This window comes from Planotetraspora thailandica, assembly GCF_016863335.1.
Classification (GTDB): domain Bacteria; phylum Actinomycetota; class Actinomycetes; order Streptosporangiales; family Streptosporangiaceae; genus Planotetraspora; species Planotetraspora thailandica.
The window spans coordinates 305196-319713 of the sequence record NZ_BOOR01000004.1 but is presented as its reverse complement, the minus strand read 5'-3'; the positions used below and the strand labels follow the sequence as shown (position 1 = coordinate 319713).

Annotated in this window: 15 protein-coding genes and 1 pseudogene; 8 read left to right on the top strand and 8 right to left on the bottom strand. The window is 67.0% G+C overall.

Annotated features, from left to right (window positions below; all coding sequences use genetic code 11):
* The first annotated feature begins 108 nt into the window (after window positions 1-108).
* Window positions 109-3087, top strand: a complete 2979-nt coding sequence (locus Pth03_RS02415; protein WP_308442329.1) for a helix-turn-helix transcriptional regulator — start codon at window positions 109-111, stop codon at window positions 3085-3087.
* 177 nt (window positions 3088-3264) lie between these two features.
* Here Pth03_RS02415 and Pth03_RS02410 read toward each other — a convergent pair whose 3' ends face one another.
* The 4 genes from Pth03_RS02410 to Pth03_RS41235 form a co-directional block, all read right to left on the bottom strand.
* A complete protein-coding gene (locus Pth03_RS02410) occupies window positions 3265-3687 on the bottom strand; it encodes an SHOCT-like domain-containing protein (protein ID WP_203942395.1) in 423 nt (140 codons plus the stop codon).
* Between the two features lie 11 nt (window positions 3688-3698).
* Window positions 3699-3959: a hypothetical protein gene (locus tag Pth03_RS02405; protein WP_203942394.1), complete on the bottom strand. Its 261-nt coding sequence runs from the start codon at window positions 3957-3959 to the stop codon at window positions 3699-3701.
* Complete coding sequence (locus Pth03_RS02400) at window positions 3956-4333, bottom strand: DUF2089 domain-containing protein (RefSeq protein WP_203942393.1); 378 nt, start codon at window positions 4331-4333, stop codon at window positions 3956-3958. Before Pth03_RS02400 ends, Pth03_RS02405 begins: the two co-directional genes overlap by 4 nt.
* A 523-nt stretch (window positions 4334-4856) precedes the next feature.
* Window positions 4857-5096 (bottom strand): hypothetical protein, encoded by a 240-nt coding sequence (locus Pth03_RS41235; RefSeq protein ID WP_239118700.1) that lies wholly within the window; start codon window positions 5094-5096, stop codon window positions 4857-4859.
* Between Pth03_RS41235 and Pth03_RS42415 the strand changes: the two are divergent.
* Window positions 4987-5364, top strand: a pseudogene (locus Pth03_RS42415) (Tn3 family transposase); the annotation flags it as partial. The gene Pth03_RS41235 and the pseudogene Pth03_RS42415 overlap by 110 nt on opposite strands.
* Window positions 5365-5796: 432 nt before the next feature.
* Here Pth03_RS42415 and Pth03_RS02390 read toward each other — a convergent pair.
* Together Pth03_RS02390 and Pth03_RS02385 are read right to left on the bottom strand one after the other, a co-directional pair.
* Window positions 5797-6756: a quinone oxidoreductase family protein gene (locus tag Pth03_RS02390; RefSeq protein ID WP_203942392.1), complete on the bottom strand. Its 960-nt coding sequence runs from the start codon at window positions 6754-6756 to the stop codon at window positions 5797-5799.
* Entirely contained in the window at window positions 6753-7001 is a 249-nt protein-coding gene (locus Pth03_RS02385) for a hypothetical protein (protein WP_203942391.1), read from the bottom strand. The genes Pth03_RS02390 and Pth03_RS02385 overlap by 4 nt, the downstream gene beginning before the upstream one ends.
* 81 nt (window positions 7002-7082) lie before the next feature.
* Between Pth03_RS02385 and Pth03_RS02380 the strand changes: the two genes are divergently transcribed.
* Window positions 7083-7715 (top strand): TetR/AcrR family transcriptional regulator C-terminal domain-containing protein, encoded by a 633-nt coding sequence (locus tag Pth03_RS02380; protein ID WP_203942390.1) that lies wholly within the window; start codon window positions 7083-7085, stop codon window positions 7713-7715.
* 217 nt (window positions 7716-7932) lie between these two features.
* Here Pth03_RS02380 and Pth03_RS02375 read toward each other — a convergent pair whose 3' ends face one another.
* Entirely contained in the window at window positions 7933-8952 is a 1020-nt protein-coding gene (locus tag Pth03_RS02375) for an aldo/keto reductase (protein WP_203942389.1), read from the bottom strand.
* 154 nt (window positions 8953-9106) lie between these two features.
* Between Pth03_RS02375 and Pth03_RS02370 the strand changes: the two genes are divergently transcribed.
* From Pth03_RS02370 to Pth03_RS02350, 5 genes are all read left to right on the top strand, one after another.
* Window positions 9107-9700: a TetR/AcrR family transcriptional regulator gene (locus tag Pth03_RS02370; protein ID WP_203942388.1), complete on the top strand. Its 594-nt coding sequence runs from the start codon at window positions 9107-9109 to the stop codon at window positions 9698-9700.
* 308 nt (window positions 9701-10008) lie between these two features.
* On the top strand, window positions 10009-11550 hold the full coding sequence (gene rox, locus Pth03_RS02365) for a rifampin monooxygenase (protein WP_203942387.1): 1542 nt from the start codon (window positions 10009-10011) through the stop codon (window positions 11548-11550).
* Window positions 11551-11758: 208 nt separating this feature from the next.
* Complete coding sequence (locus tag Pth03_RS02360) at window positions 11759-12196, top strand: VOC family protein (RefSeq protein WP_203942386.1); 438 nt, start codon at window positions 11759-11761, stop codon at window positions 12194-12196.
* 222 nt (window positions 12197-12418) lie between these two features.
* Window positions 12419-12898 (top strand): dihydrofolate reductase family protein, encoded by a 480-nt coding sequence (locus tag Pth03_RS02355; protein ID WP_239118699.1) that lies wholly within the window; start codon window positions 12419-12421, stop codon window positions 12896-12898.
* Window positions 12892-13686, top strand: coding sequence for an MBL fold metallo-hydrolase (locus tag Pth03_RS02350; protein ID WP_203942384.1), 795 nt, complete (start codon window positions 12892-12894; stop codon window positions 13684-13686). Before Pth03_RS02355 ends, Pth03_RS02350 begins: the two co-directional genes overlap by 7 nt.
* Before the next feature lie 365 nt (window positions 13687-14051).
* On the opposite strand, the gene Pth03_RS02345 is transcribed toward Pth03_RS02350, so the two are convergent.
* On the bottom strand, window positions 14052-14414 hold the full coding sequence (locus tag Pth03_RS02345; protein WP_203942383.1) for a hypothetical protein: 363 nt from the start codon (window positions 14412-14414) through the stop codon (window positions 14052-14054).
* Window positions 14415-14518 lie beyond the last annotated feature (104 nt).

Here is a 14518-nt window from a genome sequence, read left to right as displayed (position 1 = left end):
GAGAAATTCGAGGGATGTCAGGCTCATCGCAGGCCGGGAGCGGCCGTCAGCCGAGGGGGGATCCTTCCGTGTCACCCCACAAAGAAGAGATGGGTGAACGGATAGAGCATGAATCGCGGAGAAGGCCGCCGTATCGCATGTTCATGCGACTTTCGAAACTTTCTTCGGGGTAATCACCGGCCTGACCCTGTGTTGTGGGGTCGCTTACGCCTGGTGTCTCATGGATATATGGGGGATACATCCCGCTATGCCCCGGAAACGGCAGATGGGCCCGATTCTAGGCGGTCATCGTGGCCTGGCTGGCGTGGCCGTACGCGTGAGTGGGAGCTCGTCGCCGATCTGCTCCGGGCGGCTCGAGCCGGCCGAGGCGGAGTCCTGCTGGTCGAGGGCCAGCCAGGAGTCGGAAAGACCCGGCTGCTCGACATGGCCGCAGCGGCGGCCACGGAGGCGGGGCTCGAGGTCGCCAGGGGCGTGGCGGACGAGCTGACCCAGCTGATACCGCTGGCTCCGCTGACGTCGGCGCTGGGGGAAGCCGGCTTCGCCCTCTCCACGGCCAGGGATATTCCGGGTCCGGCCGATCAGCGGTTGCTGCTGCTGGAGGACCTGCAGGAGCCCCTGGAACGCCGGGTGGCTCAGGGACCGATGCTGATCACGCTGGACGACGTGCAGTGGGCCGACCCCATGACTCTGCTGGCCGTGCGGTCACTGACGAGAGACCTCGCCTCGTCCCCGCTCGCGTGGATGCTGGCACGTACGAGCGGCAGCGGCGACGCTCCCCGCCTCGACCGCCTGTTCCGTCTGCTGGAGCGTGAGGGCGCGACGCGGATCAGGCTGGACCCTCTGGACGGGGGAGCGGTGGCCGAGGTGGTGGCCGATGTCCTCGGGGCGGCACCCGAGCCGGATGTGCTGGCGTTGGCCGAAATAGCGGATGCCAATCCCTTCCTCCTCGTCGACCTCCTCGAGAAGCTCAAGAGCGAGGGCGGAATCCAGGTCAGCGATGGCCGTGCGCGAATGGTTTCGACGCGATTGCCACGGGCTCAGGCGGTCACGCGAGCGCGCCTGGACGAATTGTCCGCACCGACCAGGCATCTGCTCCAGGTCGCCGGAGTGCTGGGCCGATCGTTCTCGGTGAAGGATCTGGCCGAAATGCTCGGCGAATCGACGGGCGATCTGCTGCCCATGCTGGAGGAGGCGACGTCGGCGGGCATCATCAAATCCGCCGGGTACGAGCTGGCCTTCCGGCACGACCTCCTGTGGGAGGCGGTGACGGGGACTCTGCCCACCGCCGTGCGACGGGCCTTGCACCATGAGGCGGGGGAGATGCTGCTCAAACGAGGCGGGTCGGCTGTTCCTGCCGCTGCGCACCTCATTCGCAGTGCCAGTCGCGGTGACGCGTGGGCACTGCTCGGACTGGACCAGGCGGCGCGGGAGGTGCTGCGGTCCTCACCCCAGACCGCCGCCGATCTCGCCAAGCGGGCGCTCGAGCTGACCGACCCCGCCGACCCTGACTGGGTCGGTCGTGCCGCCACGGCGGTCGACGCCCTGACGGCGATGGGGCGGCTGTCCGAGGCGGCCGACCTTGTCCGCCCCGCGCTCAGCAGGGCGTCCCCGAGGCTGGCGCATCGCCTGCGATGCGCACTGGCGTACATCCTGCTCCTGAGCGGACGACCGGCGGATGCGGTAGGTGAGGCCGAAAGCCTGCTCAGCGAGCAGGACCTCTCAGACGACCTTCGCGGCGTCGCCGAATGGACGGTGTTCTGGGGGCTCATCTCGCTGAACGACCTGACGAATGGGCAGCGGCGAGCAGAAGCCGTCCTCGCCGACCGTGACCGGCATTCCGACGCCGCCGTCGCCGGGGCCCTGCTGATGCTCTCCCGCTTCGCCATGGTCGACGGGCGGGTCGCCGACTCGTTCGCGCACCTGAACGAAGCCCTGCGGATCGCGAACAGCGGCACCGTTGAAGCCATCCAGCGTCCGTATGCGCGACTGCTGTTGAGCCTCAACTACCGGTGCCTGTGTCAGTTCGACGCGGCCGATATGGCGATTCAGACCGCCCAGGAGGACATCAAGACCCTCGGGGTGACCGTGCTCGCCGCACAACCGGCGTTGTTCCGCGCCCGTGTGAAATTGGCCGTCGGCCGATTCGACGATGCCGTGGCCGAGGCTCAGGCCGCAATGATGATCGCCGACGACATGGGGACTCAGGGCTTCATCCGCGTCGGGCTGTCGATACTCGCCTACATCGACGTACGACAGGGCCACATCGACGCCGCAGTCGGGCATATCGAGAGATATCTGTCCCAGCCTGGCGCGCCCGGAATGCTCTTCGGATCGGCGTGGGAAAGGTGGGTGGAGGCCGTGGTCGCCGAGGCCCGAGGTGATCTCGAAGGGGCGATGGACATTCTCCGCCCTACCTACACCGACAAGGAGAAACAACGCTGGACGCTCATCACCGTGCCCCTCGGGGCCGCCTGGATGACCCGGCTGGCGCTGGCCACGGGACACCGCCCCTACGCGGAGACCATCGTCGACACGGCCGAACACCTCGCCGGGAACAACCCTGACTACCCCGTCTTCGCCGCAGCGGCCGCCCACGCCCGAGGGCTTCTCCGCCAGGACCCCGCCGCTCTGGACTGCGCCGCCGCCAACCATCCCCAACCGTGGGAGCGCGCCTCTGCGGCCGAAGACCTCGGAGTTCTCCTGGCCGCCACGACCGGCGCCTCGGCCCGCAAGCAGGCCGTCGACAGACTCGATCAGGCGCTCGACGGCTACCAGCGCGTCGGTGCGCTCCGGGACGCGGCACGGGTGCGGGCGAGACTGCGCGCATTGGGAGTACGGCGCCGCCACTGGGTCCAACCGCAGCGGCCGGCGTTCGGATGGGACAGCCTCACTGATACGGAACGCGCAGTGGCCGGGCTGATCGCCCGTGGAATGACCAACCGTCAGGCGGCCGCGCGGATGTTCCTGTCTCCGCACACGGTGTCCACCCATCTTCGCCGGATCTTCGCCAAGCTCGACATCGCCTCGAGGGTCGAACTGGCCTGCATCGTCGCCGAGAAGTGTCCGGCTCTGCTCCGGGACTCGTAGTCCACCGCCCTCCCGCTTGAATGGAAGGAGGGGCCACTCGTCCGAGTGACCCCTCCGGTATGCGCCGACGAGCGGCTAGGCTTCGGGTTGGCAGTTCAACCGTGCTCTGCTGTAGCGGGCGCGGCCTCGGGAGGGTGTTCCAGCACCCTCTCGGGGGTCCGTCCACCTGGACGGCGCCTACTCGCAGAAGACACGCACTTTGGCATCGGGCGCGTCGACCTCCACGGTCATCTCGTCGAGGTGCTCCACGAGCGCCTCGAGCTGTTCGGGCTTGAGCTGGGTCAGGTCGAACGGCACGCCCGACTTGCTCAGTTCGGCGTTGGCCTTACCGAGCGCCTGCGGCGGGATCAGGGCCGCCAGCCGTACGCCGGCCCGCAGGAGCTGCAGCGGCACCCGCACGTTGACCCGCGTCGGCTCGTCGTTCTCAAGGGCGTCCACCATCACCCGCAGGTACTTCGCCTTGCCCTTCGGCCGGACGTCGAGACTCGACGCCGCCGGCGGCTGGTCCCGCTCGAGCGCGGCGATGAGCTGCTCCGCCTCCTCTGCGGTGATCTTGCCCTCGGCCAGCATGTCGAGGATGTCCTTGCGCTGTTCGTTCATCGGAACCTCTCCTATCGGATGGTTACGAGCACAGCCGTACGGCCCTGCTCGACGTCGAGCCACGTGCCGGGCAACGCGGAGACGATGCGCCAACCGGTGCCGAGTGCCTGCACCACGCTGACGGAGTACACGAGGCAGGCCACGGCTCCCCCCAGTACGGCCAGGACCACGACCGGCGAGAGCACGAGCACTACGGGGAGTACCGGGACCCAGATCCGGATGGGGCGTCGGTCCGGGCGTTTGACCCGTACGGTCACCAACTGCGGCATCATGTCCGACCCTCCAATTCGGACAATGCCTGCTGTGCGGTGATCTCACCGCGGCGCAACCGATCGATGATGTCGGCCCGCGACGGCGCCGGATCGGTCTCGACGAAGTCGAGCATCTGCGTGATCCGGTTCAGCCGCGATTTGATCGTCGGGTAGCTCACCCCGAAGATTCGCTCCATCTCCTTGATGGAACCGTGGCACCGCACGAACGCCGTGACGAAGACCTGATCCTCGACGTTGAGCTGAGCCAGTTGCGGTAGCTCGAACTCGCCCTCGATCGCGATGCCGCTGCCGGTAAGGCGCACCCGCTCGACGACGAACGGCTGGCCCCGGGTCAGGTTCGTGAGTTCCTGCCAGTCCATCGCCTGCTCTGTCATATCTAAAGATATACCTCCCGCATAATTAACTTTCAAGATGTTGATCTTAATTTTCTTGCACCGCGCCTAGTTTGGGCTCCTCGCTGGTACGCCGCAGATCGTCATCACGCACACACGCAGGCGTGTTCCACGGACCGCCCATCGCCAGGCGAGTCGCCGCACCATGACAGCTCACCCGTCGCGCCTGCAATGCAGCGGCATGCGGAGAAGCCCCAGGGGAGTCCGGCCAGCCGTCATCGGAGCCGCAGGCGGTGGCGGCGATCCATGGGTGCGTTGTGCGCAGTCCGTTTACGACGGCTTCCATGTCGAGCGGGCGGAGTGTGAGATCTGACCGCACTGTGTTGATCACCTCGCCTGACCGCAGGTGGACCAGCCGCCCCCGTGCCATCCACGTGGACCCGGGCCGGCGGTGGACTGTTGAGGAGCGGTGCGAGACAGGCACGCCCGTCTCGCGCCGCGTTCGGCTCGATGCCACCTTGCTGATCTACATTGTAAAGGCGCTGGGTCTGAGCAAAAATGATCTTCACTCAAAACAAGCCGGGAAATCACCGGGCGAGATGCGGCAGATCCGTGCGAAGGACTTCACGATGCCCGCGCCTGTGAGGCACCGCTCGACCGCCGCGGCGTACGACGGCGGGGCGGACCTGCTGCGGATGGCCGGGTCGCTGATGTACGGCCAGGCCACCGCCTTGCTGATCGTCGGCAAGTGGTCGGCCGCCTCCCGGCAGAACACCCTGGCCGCCGCGCTGAAGGAATGGGGCATGCGGCGCAAGACCGTGCACCTCGCGAAATACCTGTCGGACCCGGCCTTCAGAAGGAAGATCTCGCGGCAACTCAACAAGGGCGAGAGCCTGCACGCGCTGCGGCGCGACCTGCACTACGCGCAGCAGGGCACGATCACCCGGCCGCACCTGGAGCAGCAGACCGAGCAGGCGTGGTGCCTGACCCGGCTGGCCAACTTCGTGATCCCGTGGACGACGGAATATTATTCTCGCGCGGTGCCGGAGCTGCGCTCCCAGGGCCGGGACGTGCCGGATGAGATCCTTTCGCACATCTCGCCCGGCCACAGCGACAGCATCAACTTCTTCGGCGTCATCAATGTCGACGTCGAGGCGGAACTGGCCAAGCTCGACACCAGCGACTGGCGGCCGCTGCGGCCCGCGCAACTGCGCGAGCTGGGACTGACGCCCGCAGCCCGCTGCCCAGACGGGCTTCGGGCAGCGGTGCGCGCCCAGGGCGTGCTGGTGAAGGGACGAGGACGTGGCCCGGCTGTCTCTGCTGGGTCACGCCCCATCTCAGCTGCCTGGGGCCGCTATGTGATCGCCTCGTGGGCCCCGGAGCGGGGCCTGCGGCCGCTGGGGCTAGGCACCGCCGCTCGAGACGGTTCCGCCGACGTCGTGGGTGAGGACGGCGACGGAACGCTGACCGGTGATCATCGCTGGTGTACCGTGGGCGCGGGCCGGTCATGGCATCACGACGAGTCGCCTGCCTTTAAGGTCGGTTCGCTGCCAGGCGGTCTCGATGTCGCTCAGCGGGACCTTCTCCACGTCGAAGGTGAGCTCGCCGGACCGCGTCCACGTCACGATCTGCTGGTACACCTCGTCCATGGTCTGCGGGTCGAGCCCCTTGGCCGCGCCGTAGATCTCCACGCCGGAAGTGCGCAGGCTCGACCCGGCGAGGGCGAGCTCAGTGCCGGCCGACTCGCCGATCTGGACCACCCGGGTCGGCTTGCCGAACGCGAACGACCGCGGCACCAGCGCGCGCAGCAGGATCTCGCTGGGCCTGCCCCACAGGTAGTCCACGACGACGTCGTAGCCGTCCCCCCTGGCGTCGAGGTACGCCTGCGCCAGAGCCTCGTCGGAGACCGCGGTGTTGATCACCGTGTCGGCCCCGATGGCCTGTACCTCGCGCAACTGGTCGTCGTCGCGGCCGGTGGCGACGATCCGGCCGGCGCCCAGCAGCCGGGCCACCTTGACCGCGAGCCGCCCGGCCACCCCGGTGGCGCCCTGCACCAGCACCGTCTCCCCGGGAACGAACCCCGCGGCCGCTTTCATCGACATTGCGGTGATGGCCGAGGCCATCACGGTCACCACGGCCGGGTCGATGCCGTCGGGGATCGGCACGTAGGAGCCTTGGGGCACCACGGCCTTCTGGGCGAGCGCGCCGTAGGGCAGGCGGATGTTGCCGAACCCGACGAGCGTGCCGTCTGGGAGGGCGCCGATGCCGTCGAAGGCAGGGATCGCCGGAAGCTGGCCGATGTACTTCTCGCTGGCGTAGTGCGTGCCGGCCGCGATCGCCTTGTCGACGTTCTCGACGGCGACCGCCTTGACGTCGATGATCACCTCGCCGTGGCCGGCCACCGGATCGGGGAAGTCCTCATAGCGTGGGATGCCGCCGACCTCGTGGAGCACGGCTGCCTTCATCCCAGCTCTTGACCGAACAAGCGGGCGATCCGCGTCTGCCACGCCGCCAGGACGCGAGGCGGACGGGCCGGAGAGTGGTTGAACCCGTGGTGGTGCGAACGGTGGTGCGTGAGCGAGTGCCGCCACCCATGGCCGTGGCGGGCCTGGCCCTGGTGGCCGGTCGGCCGCTCGGTGTGCGCGGGAATCCCCGGAATGCGATGGGTCGCCCAGTGCAGCAGGTCGTGGAGCGAGTGCCGGTGTCTCATCGTTGCCTCCCCTGGTGCATAAGCCTCTATCACCGATAGAGTACTCTATCACTGATAGAGTGCGGAAGGGAGGTGCCGGAATTGGCTCTGGACAAGCAGCGGATCGTCACCGAGGCCGTCGCGCTACTGGACGCCGAGGGTCTCGACGGCGTGACCACGCGCAAACTGGCCGCCCGGCTCGGCGTACAGTCGCCGACCCTTTACTGGCACATCCCGAACAAGGCGGCGCTGGTCACCGCGATCGCCGAAGCGATTCTTGAGCAGCAGTTCCCCGAGCTGGCGTCGCCCGCGCCGGAGGAGCGCTGGCAGGACTGGCTGATCGGCCTGGCCGGGCGGCTGCGCCGCGCGTTGCTGGCCCACCCGGACGGAGCGCGGATCATCGCGGCCTCCCAACTGTCCCTCAAGATGGCCGCCATCTCCGAACTGGCGATGAGCACACTGGTCGGGCGGGGGATTCCCTTGCAGCAGGCTCGCCTGATCGTGTTGACGGTGTTGCGTTTCACCGTCGGCTACGTCCTGGAGGAACAGGCCGGCCGCCCCGACGCGGACGCCCTGGACGGCTTCGACATGGCCGCGTACGCCACGGCGTACCCCACCGTGATGGCCGGTGTGGCCGAGTACTTCCGGCCCGGCCGCACCGTCGACGATCTGTTCCGCGATTGTCTGGAACAGATCATCCATGGTCCTGCCGCGCAGTCCGGCCCCACGTCCTGACCGGTCAGCCGCTCCGCAGGCGAGTGAGCCCTGGCACGAGCGCCCCGAGTCGCTCAACACAGCAAGCCGACATCGTCGCTGTTTCATAGGCCCTCGCCTGTGAAACAGCCACCCCGGCCGGGAACATGCTGGACTTCCGCGCCCGTTCGATCGCCACTCGTCCGCACAGCTTCGGGAGTACAGGCACAAGAGGATGTGGAGGCTGTGGCTGGGACGATCAGCGGCGCCGCAGTGACGGGTCCAGCAGCGCGGGCGGGGCGTCGTTCTTCTCATGTGCGGCGAGGTCGGTGCCGGGGGAGACGATGGCGTCGATCGCGTCGAGTACGTCAGCGGAGAGCGTGGTGTCTGCGGCGGCGAGCTGCGAGTGCAGGTGGTCCAGCGTGCGGGGGCCGATGAGCGCGCTGGTCACGCCGGGGTGCGCGGTCACGAAGCCGAGTGCGAGCTGGATCATTGTCAGGCCGGCCTCATCGGCGACCTTGGCCAGTTGCTCGACGGCATCGAGCCTGGCCCGGTTGGAGGGGATGGTGGTGTCGAAGCGTTGCGGCATGAACGTTGAGCGGCTGGTGGTGATCTCCCTGCCCTCGCGAATCGCGCCCGACAGCCACCCTGAGGCCAGCGGGCTCCACACCATCACTCCGAGCCCGTACTGCTCGGTCACGGGCAGGACGTGGATCTCGATGCCGCGCTGGAGGATCGAGTAGCTGGGCTGTTCGGTGACGTAACGGCTCAAGTGATGCTCGCGGGCGGCCCACTGGGCTTGCACGATTCGGTAGGCCGGAAAGGTCGAGGAGCCGAAGTAGCGGATCTTTCCCGCGCGCTGCAGGTCGGTCAACGCCGACAGGGTCTCCTCGTCGCTGGTGTTCGGATCCCACCGGTGGATCTGGTAGAGGTCGACGTGGTCGACGCCGAGCCGACGCAGGCTGTCCTCCAGTGCGGTGACCAGCCAGCGGCGCGAGCTGCCCTGGCGGTTGTGCTTGTCGCCCATCGGCAAGGTCGCCTTCGTGGCCAGCACGAGGTCGTCGCGGCGGCCCGCGATGGCCTTGCCGACCATCTCCTCCGACTCGCCGCCGCTGTACGCGTCGGCAGTGTCGATCAGGTTGACCCCCGCCTCCAGGGCGGCGTCGACGATGGCGGTGACCTCGTCCCGGGTGGTGCGCCCGATCTTTCCGAAATTCATCGCGCCGAGCGCGAGGGTGCTGACCTGCACACCGGTGCGGCCCAAGGTGCGGTACTGCATGGCCGTGTCTCCTCATTGTCGTGAAACGTGGTGCACTGCATGGCTTGGTTGCGGGGCCCCTGCTCTGGCATCATGAGCAAAGCGGAACCTCGTTCCGGAACTATACGGAACACGGTTCCGATTTTGCAAGGCGGTTAGTGAAAGGAGCGGCGCGGTGAACGACAGCGGCGAGGGCGCAGGACAGGCGGCCCCGGCCAGACGGAAGGACGCCCGGCGCAACCAGCAGACCCTGCTCGATGCGGCCGCCGCGGTCTTCGTCACGTCGGGCGTGGACGCGCCGGTACGCGACATCGCGGCCAGGGCCGGCGTCGGGCTGGGCACGATCTACCGCCACTTTCCGACGCGGGCGGACCTCATCATCGCCGTCTACCGGCACCAGGTCGACGCCTGCGCCGATGCCGGGTCAGCCCTGCTGGCGACCAGCCCTTCTCCGCACGCCGCACTAGGGCAGTGGATCAACCTCTTCGTGGATTTCCTGGTCACCAAACACGGACTCGCCGCCGTGCTGCAGGCCGACAACGCCGGCTTTGAGGCGCTGCATGCCTACTTCCTCGACCGCCTCGTACCCGTCTGCACCGAACTGCTCGAAGCCGCAGCCGTCGCAGGCGAGATCCGCCCCGACATCGACGCGTACGAGCTCATGCGCGGCGTCGGTAACCTCTGCATCGGCGCGGACAGCGATCCCCGCTACGACGCACGCCGCATGGTCGAACTCCTCATAGCAGGGCTACGCCGGCCACACCACTGACCTCGGCGACATCGCGCGTGCGGCTCTGCCAAATCACCAGGCTCAGACGGCTTGGCCAAAGGCCGGCGGTGGACTGGACCTGCAACCGCACGGGCCCGTTTGGAGTCGTGATCACGTGGCTGGGAAAGGATTGGACGGGGTGATGATCGGGCTTGTAGCTTGCAGTTGACCGTGACACCGCCCGAGGAGGTGAGACCCATGAACGCTGTATCGATGTGGGTGCTCCCCCTTCCCGTCACGGCCGGGCGATTGACGTAGGTATCGCCGGGAGCGCCTGGACAACAAGGCACTCCCGAAAGGCAACACCTATGCACTCTCAGTTCACCGCCGAGTCGTCCTCGAACGGCATGGTCGAACGCGACTTCGTCGTGGGCGACGTCCCCGGACTCTGGTCGCCGACCTCCGGCGCCGATCGCGCGCCTCTCACGTTCGACGTGATCATTGCCGGGTGCGGGCCGACCGGTGCGATGCTGGCCGCCGAACTGCGGCTGCACGATGTGCGGGTACTCGTTCTGGAGAAGGAAACCGAGCCCAAGTCATTCGTCCGCATAGTCGGTCTGCATATTCGCAGTATCGAGCTGATGGCGATGCGCGGACTGCTGGATCGCATTCTCGAACACGGAAGACAGCGTCCGGCCGGCGGATTCTTCGCCGCCATCACCAAACCCGCGCCCAAGGGCCTGGATACCGCATACGCCTATCTGCTGGGCATCCCGCAGCCGGTCATTGAACGCCTGATCGAAGAACATGCGATCGAACTGGGTGCGCAGGTCCGGCGCGGTTGTGCGGTGGCCGATTTCGAGCAGGACGACGAGGGTGTGACCGTCAAGCTGGCCGACGGGGAACAGCTGCGTGCGCGCTATCTCATCGGCTGTGACGGCGGGCGCAGTACGGTGCGCAAACTGCTCGGTGTCGGCTTCCCCGGCGAGCCCTCGCGGACCGAGACGCTGATGGGCGAGATGGCAGTGGGTGTGCCGCAGGAAGAGATCGCCGCCAAGGTGGCCGAAGTCCACGAGACCCATAAGCGATTCTGGCTCAGGCCCTTCGGCGGAAGGGTCTATAGCGTCGTCGTCCCCGCCGCGGGAGTCAGCGATCGCGCGGAACCGCCCACCCTCGAGGATTTCAAACAACAGTTGCGCACCATCGCCGGAACCGATTTCGGCGTGCACTCCCCGCGCTGGTTGTCCCGCTTCGGGGATGCCACCCGGCTGGCCGAACGTTATCGGGTCGGGCGGGTGCTGCTTGCCGGCGATGCGGCACACATCCATCCACCCATCGGCGGACAGGGCCTCAACCTGGGCGTTCAGGACGCATTCAACCTCGGCTGGAAACTGGCCGCACAGATCCGCGGCTGGGCGCCGGAAACACTGCTGGACACCTACCAGGCCGAACGTCATCCGGTCGCCGAGGACGTGCTGGACAACACCCGCGCCCAGATGGAACTGCTGTCCACCGAACCGGGCCCGCAGGCCGTGCGCAGGCTGCTCACCGAACTGATGGACTTCGACGAGGTGAACCGCCATCTGATCGAGAAGATCACCGCGATCGGCATCCGCTACGACTTCGGCGAAGGCCCCGACCTGCTCGGCCGCCGCCTGCGCGACATCGACGTGAAACAGGGCCACCTCTACGGTCTGCTGCATCGCGGCCGCGGCCTGCTGCTGGACCGCACCGAACGCCTGACCGTCGGCGGCTGGTCAGACCGGGTCGATTACCTCGCGGATCCCACTGCGGTACTGGATGTTCCGTGCGTCCTGCTACGCCCCGACGGCTACGTCGCCTGGATCGGCGACGATCAGCAGGACCTGGACGACCACCTCTCCCGCTGGTTCGGCAAACCCGCCAACTGATTTCGCCTGAGCAACCGAAAAGGCCCGTGAGGAGGATCGGAACGGCCAGTAGCGACTGACCATCGGAAGGCTGGAGGCAGCATCAGCCGTGGTGCCGCAAGCGCGATCAAGGACAGTCGCTCTGATCGGCCCCGGCGATCGTATGGTCCGTCCGACGTTCTGAGTTGGTGATCGCGGGACGTATGGCAACCTATGGGAGGATTATTCCGTGGGAGCATCAGTGAGGCAGATTCAAGTCACCTTCGACTGCGCATCACCTGAGCGCGTTGCTCGTTTCTGGTGCGAGGTGCTGGGGTACGTCGCACCGCCGCCACCGGAGGGGTTTGCCAGTTGGGACGACTTCAATCGCACGCTGCCGCCTGAGCAGCGGGATTCATGGTTCGCATGCAGTGATCCCTCGGGCGCGGGTCCGCGGCTGTACTTCCAGCGCGTTCCCGAAGGCAAGGTCGTCAAGAATCGGCTGCACCTTGACGTGCGGGTCGGCACCGGGCTGGTGGGGGAGAAGCGCTTGGCGGCCCTTGAGGCCGAATGCGCGCGGCTGATCCCGCTCGGCGCGGTACGCGTGCGGCTCCTTCCTGCCGATGAGGAGAACGAGTCGTGCCTGGTCATGCAGGACGTTGAGGGCAACGAGTTCTGCCTCGACTAATCACGCTGTGCCGCTACCTGCGGCAAAACCCTGAACCACCGCGATGACCTGCAACGGTTGTCTCGGTGGTTCTCAACATTTCGCAGTCGATCCAGTGAACGTCTCGTCACTTTGATGCCAATCTCTGATGGCGACATCCTTGAAGGGTTCACAGCTGCGGTGACCAAGTACAACAGCTTGGTTCATGGAGATCCTTAGGCTGCGCTGCAGAGGCTTATGCAAGTGTCGGAGCGCGACATGCGTCATGTGTTGGATCGGGACTACGCAACCCCTGGCCGCGCTCATCACATCGCTTTTGAAACAGCGCTCGCCGTCGCGTTCCTAATGGCGACGGTTGATGCCGTTTTGCCTTCACGCGATCGCCCGGTCTTTGTCGGACTGTCCTGGCATCATGCACGCATGCTTCCCGACAACGGCGAAAAGACCCTTGATGCCGACGAGCAGCTCGCCGCCCTCCGTGCCCAGACCGACGGCACCATCGGTGTGGGTGGCGCGGCGCTGGCAACACAGCCGCTCCGCGCCAAGCTGCTCGACGAGCTGCTGCTCTGCACCCATCCCGCGATCCTCGGCTTCGGCAGGCCGCTGTGCGACGAATACGACGTGCCGATCGAGCTTGCCCTGCTCGAGCAGCGCTCGTTCGAGCAGGGCGTCACGATGCACCGCTACGCGATCCGCAATGAGCTCGAGGCCGGCCAATGCTGAGGCAGGTCGCACAGGGTGTGTGGGTCCATGAGAGCGAGTTCTGCCAGAGCAACGCCGTTGTCGTGCTGGGCCGGGATGGCGTGTTGCTCATCGACGCCGGGATCCACGGCGATGAGATGGCGTGCCTCGTGAACGACCTGTCCGATGTGGGTCAGGCCGTGGTGGCTGGCTTCTCGACGCATTCGCATTGGGATCACCTGCTCTGGCACGCGAGCCTCGGCGGAGCGCCGCGTTACGGCACCGCGCTTTGCGCGACTACTGCCCGAGACCGGCTGGCGGGCGGGATCGATCCGGTCCGGCTCGGCATCCCCGAGGACGTGCCGCTGGAACTGCTCGGGAACATTACCGGCCTGCCCGAGGCAACTGCACGAATTCCGTGGGATGGCCCGGTGGTGCGGATCCTCGAGCATCAGGCCCATGCACCCGGCCACGCGGCGCTGCTGATTGAGGAACACCGGGTTCTCGTCGCCGGCGACATGTTGTCCGACGTGTTGATTCCGATGCTCGACGTGAACGGCACCGTTGACCCGGTCGAGGACTATCTCGCCGCGCTGCGGTTGCTCGAGAGCGTGGCGGGCAGCGTCGATACTGTCGTCCCCGGCCACGGGTCCGTCGGCGGATCCGGCCAGGTGCAGGCACGGATCGACCAGGATCGGGCGTACGTACTCGCGTTGCGGAACGGCCAAGTCCCCGCCGACCCACGGGTCGGCCCATCGGCCAAGCCTGGCTGGGAGTGGGTGAGCGACGTGCACGAAGGGCAACTCCAACGCCTCGCCCAAAGAAGCTAGCGCGACGGGACGCCCCGCCAGCGATCGGTGTGCGACACAACCCCGCCGGACTACCGCCAAAATCCAGTTCGATCCTCCTCGCGGGCCGAGGGGAGGACGCGACGCGGAGCGGCCCCGTGACGACGACGGCCGGGCGGAGGTGGAAGGACCCTGGAGGGGTTTCGGATGGGCAGGTTCCGACGGTCGGCGCGGTTCGGCTTAGATCATTACTGATCTACATTGTAAAGGCGCTGGGTTTGGGGCAAAATGATCTTCACCCTAAAACCAACCCAGCACCCACAGCCGCGGCCCGCCCCTCCGAACTGGCCGCGGCTGTTCCGACGCTAGGAGCAGGGCATGTTTGACCGCCCGGGGTGGCACGCGGCTCAGTTGTGCGGCCCCATGGCCTCGGTGTACTTGCTGAAGGCCGAGTCCAGATGCCGGTGCTTCACCTGCTCCAGGAGCACACTGACCTCGCGCAGCTTCTTGCGGAGCTTCTTCGTGTCATGCGCGTCGAGGGCACCGGTGGCCTGAGCGTTCTTGCTGGTGAGGACACCTGTGGGCTCCTGTTTGGCGGAGTCCGTCGCCGTGGTGGGCGGCGTCTGGGGGAGGCTCGGCGGGAGCGGTTCGAGTGATGAGACCGAGACCTGGCGGATCCCAGGTTGAGGGGCCGCACCCGCCTGCCCGGCGACAAGTCCGGAAACCGTGACGGCGGTGGAGGCGGCGGCGAGAGCGACAACCAAGCGCATGGGGCGCTGAACCATCCGAAGATCCTTCCGGTGAGGGCGCCGTGCGAGCGGGCCGATGCAATGACCCACACGGGCCGACTGCGAGACGGCGACCGTGCACGGCT

Excerpts from the sequence above, each read along its gene's own strand:
- Pth03_RS02385 (WP_203942391.1), bottom strand. The coding sequence starts at position 7,001 with ATGAGACACCGGCACTCGCTCCACGACCTGCTGCACTGGGCGACCCAT.
- Pth03_RS02415 (WP_308442329.1), top strand. The coding sequence starts at position 109 with ATGAATCGCGGAGAAGGCCGCCGTATCGCATGTTCATGCGACTTTCGA.
- Pth03_RS02375 (WP_203942389.1), bottom strand. The coding sequence starts at position 8,952 with ATGCAGTACCGCACCTTGGGCCGCACCGGTGTGCAGGTCAGCACCCTC.
- Pth03_RS02405 (WP_203942394.1), bottom strand. The coding sequence starts at position 3,959 with ATGATGCCGCAGTTGGTGACCGTACGGGTCAAACGCCCGGACCGACGC.
- Pth03_RS02350 (WP_203942384.1), top strand. The coding sequence starts at position 12,892 with ATGCTGAGGCAGGTCGCACAGGGTGTGTGGGTCCATGAGAGCGAGTTC.
- Pth03_RS02410 (WP_203942395.1), bottom strand. The coding sequence starts at position 3,687 with ATGAACGAACAGCGCAAGGACATCCTCGACATGCTGGCCGAGGGCAAG.
- Pth03_RS02400 (WP_203942393.1), bottom strand. The coding sequence starts at position 4,333 with ATGACAGAGCAGGCGATGGACTGGCAGGAACTCACGAACCTGACCCGG.
- Pth03_RS02345 (WP_203942383.1), bottom strand. The coding sequence starts at position 14,414 with ATGCGCTTGGTTGTCGCTCTCGCCGCCGCCTCCACCGCCGTCACGGTT.
- rox (WP_203942387.1), top strand. The coding sequence starts at position 10,009 with ATGCACTCTCAGTTCACCGCCGAGTCGTCCTCGAACGGCATGGTCGAA.
- Pth03_RS41235 (WP_239118700.1), bottom strand. The coding sequence starts at position 5,096 with ATGCCCCATTCCTTCAGCGCGGCGGCCAGGGTGTTCTGCCGGGAGGCG.
- Pth03_RS02390 (WP_203942392.1), bottom strand. The coding sequence starts at position 6,756 with ATGAAGGCAGCCGTGCTCCACGAGGTCGGCGGCATCCCACGCTATGAG.